The sequence below is a fragment of the Bradyrhizobium sp. genome, assembly GCF_035701725.1.
GTDB lineage: Bacteria > Pseudomonadota > Alphaproteobacteria > Rhizobiales > Xanthobacteraceae > Bradyrhizobium.
Genome location: NZ_DASSRP010000436.1, coordinates 1 through 9,024, shown reverse-complemented (window position 1 = coordinate 9,024; position 9,024 = coordinate 1). Strand labels below are relative to the sequence as shown.

At 63.2% G+C, this 9,024-nt stretch carries 7 protein-coding genes; 4 read left to right on the top strand and 3 right to left on the bottom strand.

Features of this window, described 5'->3' with window-relative positions; all coding sequences use genetic code 11:
* A partial coding sequence (locus VFL62_RS26740; RefSeq protein ID WP_325175403.1) for a lyase family protein occupies positions 1–759 on the top strand: 759 nt, incomplete at its 5' end.
* 4 nt (positions 760–763) lie between these two features.
* Here the strand turns inward: VFL62_RS26740 and recJ are convergent.
* The gene (gene recJ, locus VFL62_RS26735; protein ID WP_325175402.1) at positions 764–2,605 is read right to left on the bottom strand and encodes a single-stranded-DNA-specific exonuclease RecJ; all 1,842 of its coding nucleotides are present in this window, start codon (positions 2,603–2,605) and stop codon (positions 764–766) included.
* A gap of 683 nt (positions 2,606–3,288) precedes the next feature.
* Between recJ and VFL62_RS26730 the strand changes: the two genes are divergently transcribed.
* From VFL62_RS26730 to VFL62_RS26720, 3 genes are read left to right on the top strand one after another with little or no spacing between them, the layout of a single operon-like run.
* A complete protein-coding gene (locus VFL62_RS26730) occupies positions 3,289–4,425 on the top strand; it encodes an efflux RND transporter periplasmic adaptor subunit (protein ID WP_414644853.1) in 1,137 nt (378 codons plus the stop codon).
* Positions 4,426–4,427: 2 nt separating this feature from the next.
* On the top strand, positions 4,428–7,508 hold the full coding sequence (locus tag VFL62_RS26725; protein WP_325175401.1) for a CusA/CzcA family heavy metal efflux RND transporter: 3,081 nt from the start codon (positions 4,428–4,430) through the stop codon (positions 7,506–7,508).
* Complete coding sequence (locus VFL62_RS26720) at positions 7,505–7,828, top strand: DUF3240 family protein (RefSeq protein WP_325175400.1); 324 nt, start codon at positions 7,505–7,507, stop codon at positions 7,826–7,828. The genes VFL62_RS26725 and VFL62_RS26720 overlap by 4 nt, the downstream gene beginning before the upstream one ends.
* 19 nt (positions 7,829–7,847) lie before the next feature.
* Here VFL62_RS26720 and VFL62_RS26715 read toward each other — a convergent pair whose 3' ends face one another.
* Together VFL62_RS26715 and VFL62_RS26710 are read right to left on the bottom strand one after the other, a co-directional pair.
* Positions 7,848–8,567, bottom strand: a complete 720-nt coding sequence (locus VFL62_RS26715; RefSeq protein ID WP_325175399.1) for a haloacid dehalogenase type II — start codon at positions 8,565–8,567, stop codon at positions 7,848–7,850.
* A gap of 162 nt (positions 8,568–8,729) precedes the next feature.
* Positions 8,730–9,024: fructose-bisphosphatase class II (locus VFL62_RS26710; RefSeq protein WP_325175398.1), on the bottom strand; the 295-nt coding region annotated here is incomplete at its 5' end.

Genomic DNA, 9,024 nt, shown 5'->3' with positions numbered 1-9,024 from the left:
ACGCTGGCCTCGCTCGGCGACAAGGGCTTTGAGGTTCAAAAGGCGCTGTGCGAAGAGCTTGCTCTTGGCGTCCCCGTCTCCACCTGGCATGTCGCGCGCGATGGCCTTGTCGAAGCCGTCAATTTCCTGGCGCTGGTGACGGGCTCGCTCGGCAAGATCGCGCTCGACATCATGATCATGGCCTCGACCGAATTTGCCGAACTCTATGAGCCGTTCGTCAAGGGACGCGGCGCGTCCTCGACCATGCCGCAGAAGCGCAATCCGATTTCCAGCGAGTTGATGCTGGCCGCCGCCAAAGCGGTTCGCCAGCACGCGGGCCTGATGCTGGATGCCGCGATCCAGGATTTCGAGCGCGCGACCGGTCCCTGGCACGCCGAATGGATCGCGATCCCCGAAAGCTTCGTGCTCGCATCCGGCGCGCTGCATCAGGCGAAATTCGCGCTTGGCGGATTGATCGTGGACGAGGCGCAGATGGCGAAAAATCTCGATATAAGCCGCGGGCTGATCGTCGCGGAGGCCGTGATGATGGGGCTCGCGCCGCAGCTCGGCAGGCAGGAAGCGCACGACATTGTCTATGACGCTTGCCGGCGCGCCAATGAGGCCAATATATCCCTTCAAGACGCGCTGCTGTCCGACCCGAAGATCACGGCCCGGATTGATCGCGCCACCATCGAACGGCTGACCTCGCCGCGTAACTATCTCGGCCTTGCGCCGCAAATGGTCGACCGTGTGCTCGCCTCCGTGCCGCGCGAGAATTGACAACTTACCTGATCACCGCGGGCCCCTGGTCGGGCACGGCGACATCGAGCACCCGCAGTTGCACGCGCTCGGCCCCTTGCCAACGGTCGACGGCCAGCGATCCCGCCACGTGCAACACCTGGCCGCGATGGGCGGTCAGCGCATTTCCCAACTTCTGGCCGATCGAGCGAAACGCCACGCCGTTGACGATGGCGCCATCGCCCGACTTGAAGCGCAGGCGCAAATGCGCCTGACCGATCTCGTCGGCATAGATCAGTTGATGCGAGGGCAGCGCCAGCACCGGCTCGGGATTGCCGCTGCCGAACGGCCCGGCGCGGTTGAGCGTGACGGCAAGCTCGGTCGTCATGCCGCGTGCACTGACCGCGCCGTCGATAAAGATCTCGTTGACATGGCGTGACTGCGCGACGTCGCCGGCCAGCGCATTTTCCATATAGGCGCGAAACTCGGCGAGTCTTTCCTTGCGCAACGTTACGCCGGCCGCCATTGCGTGTCCGCCGCCCTTGATCAGCACGCCATCGTGGACGGCTTGCCGCACCGCCTTGCCGAGATCGACGCCGCCGATCGAGCGTCCCGAGCCGGTGCCGATGCCGCCCGGCTCGAGCGCGATGGCAAAAGCCGGCCGCGCGAATTTCTCTTTCAAACGCGAGGCAACGAGACCGACGATGCCGGGATGCCAACCCTCCGATGCGGTGACGATGACCGCGCCCTTATCTTCGAGGCCAAGCGCCGCCAGCGCCTCGGCTTCGGCCTGCGCTTCGGCCGCCTGCTCGATCACGCGGCGTTCGTTGTTCAGGCGGTCGAGTTCGGCGGCAAGCCGCGCTGCTTCCGAGACATCGCCCTCCAGGAGCAGCCGCACGCCGAGATCGGCGCGCCCGATGCGGCCGCCGGCGTTGATGCGCGGCCCCAGCATGAAGCCGAGATGCCAGGCTTCGGGCGGCCCGTTGAGCCGCGCCACATCCATCAGCGCGGTGTGACCGACGTGGTCGCGCCGACGCATCGCAATCAATCCCTTGGCGACGAACGCGCGGTTGAGCCCGATCAGCGGCGCGACATCGGCGACGGTACCGAGCGCCACATGATGCAGCATGCCGAGCAGGTCCGGTTCCGGCATTTCCGCCGTCCAGAAACCGCGCTTGCGCAGTTCGCGATTGACCGCAACCAGCGTCACGAGGACGAGACCGACGGCCGCGAGATGACCGAGGCCCGACAGATCATCTGGCCGGTTCGGATTCACCAGCGCATCGACTTCGGGCAGGTTGTCGCCGCATTGGTGATGATCGATCACCACGACCGACATTCCGAGCTTCCGCGCCTCGGCCAATGGTTCCAAGCTCGTGGTACCGCAATCGACGGTCACCAAAAGCGTAGCGCCTTTGCCGGCCAGCGCGCGCACCGCTTCGGTGTTCGGTCCGTAACCCTCGAAAATCCGGTCGGGAATGTGGATCAGCGGATCAAGCCCGCAGTGGCGCAAATGCCAGGCGAGCAGCGCCGCCGACGTGGCACCGTCGACGTCATAGTCGCCGAAGATCGCGACCTTCTCGCCGCGCACGGCGGCATCCGCAATACGTGTCGCGGCCGCCTCCATCTGCGTCACCGTGAAGGGGTCGGGCAGCAGCTTGCGGATGGTCGGATCGAGAAAATCCTCAACCGCGTCGATCTCGACATCGCGTCCGGCAAGCACGCGCGCCAGCATTTCCGGCAACTGGTATCGCTGCGTGATCGCAAGCGCCCTCGCCGCGCCCCGCCCATCCAGCCGGTCACGCCACAATTTTCCGGTCAGGGAATGCGCGACCCCGAGAAACGCCGGCGGCGGCTCGATCGGCAATGCGGATGCGGGAAGTGTCATGATGCCCGTGGAAAATAGGCGAAAGCGCCGCCTGTTCAATGATTCGAGCACGAATTACCGTTCCCGCGGCAGGAAATGCCCGAGTTATGCGCCATATTCTCACCGCCCTGTAAACAGAGGGCGCAGGGAAAGCCGGGCGTTCAGCAACACCCGCAGCCTCGTATGCAAAGATAGAAAGCATACGAGTTAGTCACCACAGGTTTGCCGGAGCACCCGGCCTTCCCTGCGCAATGGTTTACGACTTACTCCGTGATCTCCCCGGCGATCGGGCCTTCTTGTCACCGTCGCTTGCGAAAGGTGTCGCAAACTTCGCGCCAGCGTCGAGGCGCTAGGACCACACGGCTTCGTCGTCCGCGGCAGACACACCCGTCTCGTGCGCTGCCCGCGTCCATCGCATCCCGTACCCAACGTTCGTGACGACCGCGAAGCGCCCCTCTTGGCGGGCACGGGATAGCGCGGGCTTCTAGAGATGATTTGCCCGTCGTCACAAGGGCGCCGACTGCGACACATTGGCACGACGGGCAAATCACCGCGGACGGGGGACGTGCCAAGGATTCGTCGCAACAGCACGATAAGGCGGCCCGACCTGACAATTACTGACATAGATCAACGGGCTCCGGCGAATCTCGAGAAAGTATCGCGTCTGTTGCTGCGCGTTCGGCAAGGGCTAAGTGGAAAGATCAATGACACGGTCGTATCATGGGGAGTTGTCTTCGACGGCATGGTGGAACCTGCTCCGAGCAATAGCCGCATTAGCACTCATCGGCCTGCCGACAATTTCGATGGCCGAAGATGCGGTGAAACTCAGCCCTGAGCAGGCAACAAGCCTCGGGGTTCGCGTCGTCCATCCGGTCGCGAGCCCAACCGACAAGACGCTTCCCTATCCGGCCCAGATCGTGATCCCAACGCCGCAACTATGGGTCGTCAGCAGCCCGGTGGCCGGCATGGTGACCGGGCTTTCGGTGGCGCGCGGTGACCGGATCAATGCCGGCCAGCCGCTTGTCATCATGGAGAGCCCAAACTTCGTTTCGCAGCAGCGCGATTACTTGCAAGCGGTCGCGCAGGACCTTCTTGCCACCCAACAACTCAACCGGAACACCCAACTCTTTCAGACAAACGCCGTGGCGCAGCGCGTTCTCGAGGCCAGCCAGACTGAAGCACGTCAGGCAAGTATTCTGCTCGCAGAACGACGACAGATGCTCCGGCTCAGCGGTCTTTCGGACGACGCCATCTCAAAACTCACCAACGAGGCGGCCATCGACGCAACCCTTTCCGTCCTCGCGCCTCGGGCGGCGACCGTCGTCGACATCGCGGTTTCTCCGGGCCAGCGGGTGGAGCAGACGGCGCCGCTGGTCAAGCTCGCACGATTGTCTCCGCTGTGGGTTGAAATCGCGGTACCGGCGTCGAACATCCGGGCGATCCGGCCGGGCGCCAAGGTGGAAGTCGAAGGTTACGCGACCGCGGGCCAAGTGGTGTTGGTTTCGGAAACCGCCGATGCGGCAACTCAAACCATCCTGGTGCGCGCGGAGGTCCCGAATACGGGCGAACTGCGGCCGGGGCAAACCGCGCAGGCACGCATCGGCTTTGTTTCATCGGCTGCAGACGCGTGGGAGCTTCCCTACACCGCATTGGTCCGCCGCGGTGAGCAAGCTTCCATCTTCGTGGCCGCCCAAGGCGGCTTTCGTCTTGTGCCGGTCACGCTGCTCGAGGAGGACCAGGACCACGTCGTGGTCTCAGGTCCGATTACGGAGAAGGACGAAATCGCGGTCGGCGGTATCTCCGCCCTGCGGGGAATCCTGCTCAAGCTCGGAGCCGGCTAGTGATGCTTGAACGGCTTGTCGCCTTTGCGCTGTCACAGCGCCTGTTCGTCATGCTTGGCGTACTGTTGCTGATTGGCGCAGGCGCAGTGATGCTGCCCGGCCTGCCGATCGACGCATTTCCAGACGTGTCGCCGGTCCAGGTCAAGGTGATCATGAAGGCGCCGGGCCTCACCCCGGAGGAAGTTGAGCAGCGGATCACGGTCCCGATCGAGCTTGAGCTACTTGGACTACCCAACAAGAAGGTTCTTCGCTCCACCACCAAATACGCCCTTGCAGACGTCACCGTCGATTTCGAGGATGGCACCGACATCTACTGGGCGCGCAACCAGGTCACCGAGCGGCTGTCCAACATCGCGCGCGATCTGCCCGAAGGCGTCAGCGGCGGGCTGGCTCCGATCACAAGCCCGCTCGGTGAAATGTTCATGTTCACAATCGATAGCCCGGATCTGTCGCTCACCGAGCGGCGCAGCCTACTCGATTGGGTGATCCGCCCGGCCCTGCGAACAGTGCCAGGGGTCGCCGATGTGAACGCGCTGGGCGGCTATGTCCGGGCGTTCGAGATCGTACCGATCAGCGATGCGCTCGCCGCCCGCGGCATTTCCTACGATCTATTTCGGCGTGCGATCGATGCCAACAGCCGCAACGATGGCGCTGGCCGTGTCAACCAGGGCGAAGACAGCGCTCTGGTCCGGATCGAAGGCAGTATTCAGACGATCGAGGACATCAGACAGATCGTCGTCGATACCAAGGACGGCATTCCAATCAGGGTCAGGGACATTGCCAGAGTCCAGCTGGGAGCGTTGACACGCTACGGCGCAGTCACCACCGAGGGCCGCGGCGAGACCGTTGAAGGACTTGTGCTTGGCCTGCGCGGCGCCAATGCGCGCCAACTGGTCAGCGACGTGCGCGCCCGGCTTGACGAACTCAAGTCGTGGCTGCCGCAGAACGTCACCATCAACGTGTTCTATGACCGCAGCCGGCTGGTCGATCGCGCCGTCGGGACCGTTATCCGCGCGCTCGGCGAGGCAACCGTCCTGGTCGTCGTGCTGCTGCTTTTGTTCCTCGGCAATTGGCGCGCCTCGCTGGTCATCGCCCTGAGCCTGCCGCTTGCGATCGTGATCGCTCTGATCGTCATGCGCATCGTCGGCATGTCGGCAAACCTGATGAGCCTGGGCGGGCTCGCCATCGCGATCGGCATGTTGATCGACGCGCTGGTGGTGGTGGTTGAGAACATCGTGGGAAATTTGAGCAAGGAGCCGTCGGTCAAGACGGCGCCGCTCGTCCACATCATCTTCCGTTCGGTTTGCGAGGTGCTGCAGCCAGTCGCCTCAGGCGTGCTGATCATCATTCTCGTATTCGTACCGCTGCTGACCCTGGAGGGGCTCGAGGGAAAACTGTTCATCCCTGTCGCACTCGCGATTATTTTCGCACTGGCTGCCTCGCTGCTGCTGGCGCTGACGGTCATTCCGGTCGCGACCTCGTTCGTTCTCCGTGGCGCCACGTCACACCACGAACCCTGGCTGATCCGCACCGCGTCGCGCTTGTATGCCCCTGCACTCGACTGGGCCCTGAACCACGAGCGCACGGTGATCATCGCCGCATTTACCGCGCTCGCTGCCGCGAGCTACGCCTACACCCAACTCGGCAAGACATTCATGCCGACCATGGATGAGGGTGACACCATCGTCAGCGTCGAGGCGCTGCCATCCATCAATCTCGATGAGATGATTGCGATCAACGCGCGGCTTCAGTCCGCCATTCTCGCAAAGGTGCCCGATATCAAGGGAATCGTAGCGAGAACGGGATCGGACGAACTCGGACTCGACCCGATGGGCCCCAATCAGACCGATACATTCCTGGTCCTGAAGCCCCCGGAAGAGCGGAAGACAAAAGATGCTTCCGCCCTGATCGAGGAGTTGCGGCGCGTGCTGGCCGATTTCCCCGGCCTGTCGCTCAGCTTCACGCAGCCGATCGACATGCGCGTGCAGGAGATGATCAGCGGCGTGCGCGGCGATGTCGCCGTGAAGATCTTTGGCTCCGATATCAACAAGCTCAACGAGGTTGCGAGCAAGCTCTCCGCCATTCTTTCCAGCATCGACGGCGCCGAAGACGTCTACACGACCCTCAACGAGGGCGCGCAATACTATACGGTCGCCGTGAACCGCATGGAGGCAGGACGTCTGGGCCTGACCATCGACTCGATTTCCAACTCGCTGCGCACCCAGATCGAAGGCCGCACCATCGGCACGGTGCTGGAAGAAGGACGCCGTACGCCGATCCTGGTGCGCGGCAGCGAGACGACGCGAGAAGCGCCGACCCTGCTCGCGAGCCTGCCGTTAACGCTGCCCAGTGGTCAGCACGTCGCGCTGTCGCAGGTCGCTCGAATTCATCGCGTGGACGGCCCTGTTCAGGTCAACCGCGAGAACGGATACCGGATGAGCGTGGTGCGGACCAATGTGCGTGGCCGCGATATGGTTGGATTTGTCGAGGCTGCCCGGCGGAAAGTTGCGGCCGAGTTGCCGTTGCCGCAAGGTTATCGACTGAGCTGGGGTGGCCAATTCGAAAATCAGCAACGCGCCGCGGCGCGTCTTTCAGTCGTGGTGCCGGTGGCAATCGGTTTGATCTTTGTGCTGTTGTTCACGACCTTCGGCTCCATCCGCCAGGCGCTTCTGGTGCTGGCCAACATCCCCTTCGCCGTGATTGGCGGCGTCTTCGCGTTGGTACTCGCCGGCGAGTATCTATCGGTCCCCGCCTCTGTCGGCTTCATCGCATTGCTCGGCATCGCCGTGCTCAACGGCGTCGTGCTGGTTTCCTACTTCAACCAGCTGCGCGCCCACGGACTGCCGGAAGGACGCATCGTCGTGGAAGGTGCCAAGCGCAGGCTTCGGCCGGTCTTGATGACCGCCAGCATAACAGCACTGGGTCTCATCCCCCTGCTGTTTGCGACAGGCCCGGGATCGGAGATTCAGCGCCCGCTCGCGGTCGTCGTGATCGGCGGCCTCGTCTCGTCAACCGCCTTGACGCTGATCCTGCTGCCGATCCTCTATCGCCGGTTCGGCGGCATCGCCAAGGAGGTCAAATGACCGACCAGCTGGTCTGCCTTACCTTGGTCGCAGCGCGCTCGCTGCGCCAGGAGCTGTTCGATTATCTCAGTGAACAAACTGACCTCACGTCAGGCTTCACGGCCTCCGAGGTCGCCGGACACGGCCCCGACGTGCGGTTGCAGACCCAGGCCGAGCAGGTCAAGGGGCATGCGGACGAGCTGATGGTGCGGATCATTCTTGCGGCGCAGGATGCCACGCGGCTGCTTGAACGGTTGAACACCGCCTTTGCTGGGTCAAGGATGGTCTATTGGATCATGCCGGTCTCGCAGTTCGGCGTGCTCGATATCCCCAACCGATGAGCCGACAGGGTCGCTTCGCCTAGCACCCCATCTTCACCGCCAGCTCGCCGAAATCCTTCGCCACGATGTCCCAGTCGCCCTTGGCCTCGAAGTCGTATTTCTGTAACGGGCCATATTCAGTCGGCCGCGCCACGAAGGCGGTCTTCAGGCCAAGCTTCTGCGCGGCCTTGAGGTCGTGGTTATGCGCCGCCACCATCATCACCCGTTCGACCGGCAGGCACAGAAGGCGCGCCGCGCCGAGATAGGTCTCGGGATCGGGCTTGTAGTGTTCGAACAGTTCGGCCGACATCACGAGGTCCCAGGGAAGGCCGGCAAACTTCGCCATCTCCGTCAACAGCGCGACATTGCCGTTCGAGAGCGGGCTGATGATGTATTTGGTCTTCAGCCGCGTCAGCCCACCGATGCTGTCCGGCCACGGATAGAGCCGATGCCAGCCCATGGTGAGGTGATGCAGGTCGGCGTCATCGAGGCCGGTGACGCCAAGCTGCTCGACCAGCTTTTCCAGCGAGCGGCGATGCAGCACGTCGAGGATGACATAGCCGCGCTCGGGATGTTTGCGCACATCGTCCATCGAGGCCGCGTAAACTGCGCGCCAGCCATCGACGAGCGCGGTCCAGTCGGCCTTGATGCCGCGCTTCTCGCCCCAGGCGGTAAAGTCATTGATCAGGCTGGTGCGCCAATCCACCACCGTGCCGAAAACGTCGAAGATGAGCGCTTTGACGCCAGATAGGTCGGACATGAGTGGCTCCCTCTTCGTTTTACGCCGTCATTCCGGGGCGATGCGTTAGCATCGAACTATGGTGCGCAATTGCGCACCTGAGAATCCATTTCTCGAAGCATTCGTGCGGCGCCATGGATACCGGACAGCCGCTATCGCGGGTTCCGGAATGACAGCGATAGATCAATCCAGATGAAACTTGTCGAGCTGGCGATGCTCCGCCTTGATGTAGCGCACCGTGCCGGTCACCGAGCGCATCACGACCGTCTCGGTCTGGATCACGTCGCCGCGGAATTTGACGCCCGACAGCAACGAGCCGTCGGTGACGCCGGTGGCCGCGAACAGGCAGTCGCCCTTTGCCATGTCCTCGATGCCGTAGATCATCTTCGGGTCGGACACGCCCATCTTGTGGGCGCGCTCGCGCTTCTCCTCGCTGTCGAGGATCAGCCGGCACTGCATCTGGCCGCCGATGCAACGC

Bases quoted from the DNA above. Each gene is read 5' to 3' on its own strand.
- recJ (WP_325175402.1), bottom strand. From the start codon at position 2,605: ATGACACTTCCCGCATCCGCATTGCCGATCGAGCCGCCGCCGGCGTTT.
- VFL62_RS26730 (WP_414644853.1), top strand. From the start codon at position 3,289: ATGACACGGTCGTATCATGGGGAGTTGTCTTCGACGGCATGGTGGAAC.
- VFL62_RS26725 (WP_325175401.1), top strand. From the start codon at position 4,428: ATGCTTGAACGGCTTGTCGCCTTTGCGCTGTCACAGCGCCTGTTCGTC.
- VFL62_RS26720 (WP_325175400.1), top strand. From the start codon at position 7,505: ATGACCGACCAGCTGGTCTGCCTTACCTTGGTCGCAGCGCGCTCGCTG.
- VFL62_RS26715 (WP_325175399.1), bottom strand. From the start codon at position 8,567: ATGTCCGACCTATCTGGCGTCAAAGCGCTCATCTTCGACGTTTTCGGC.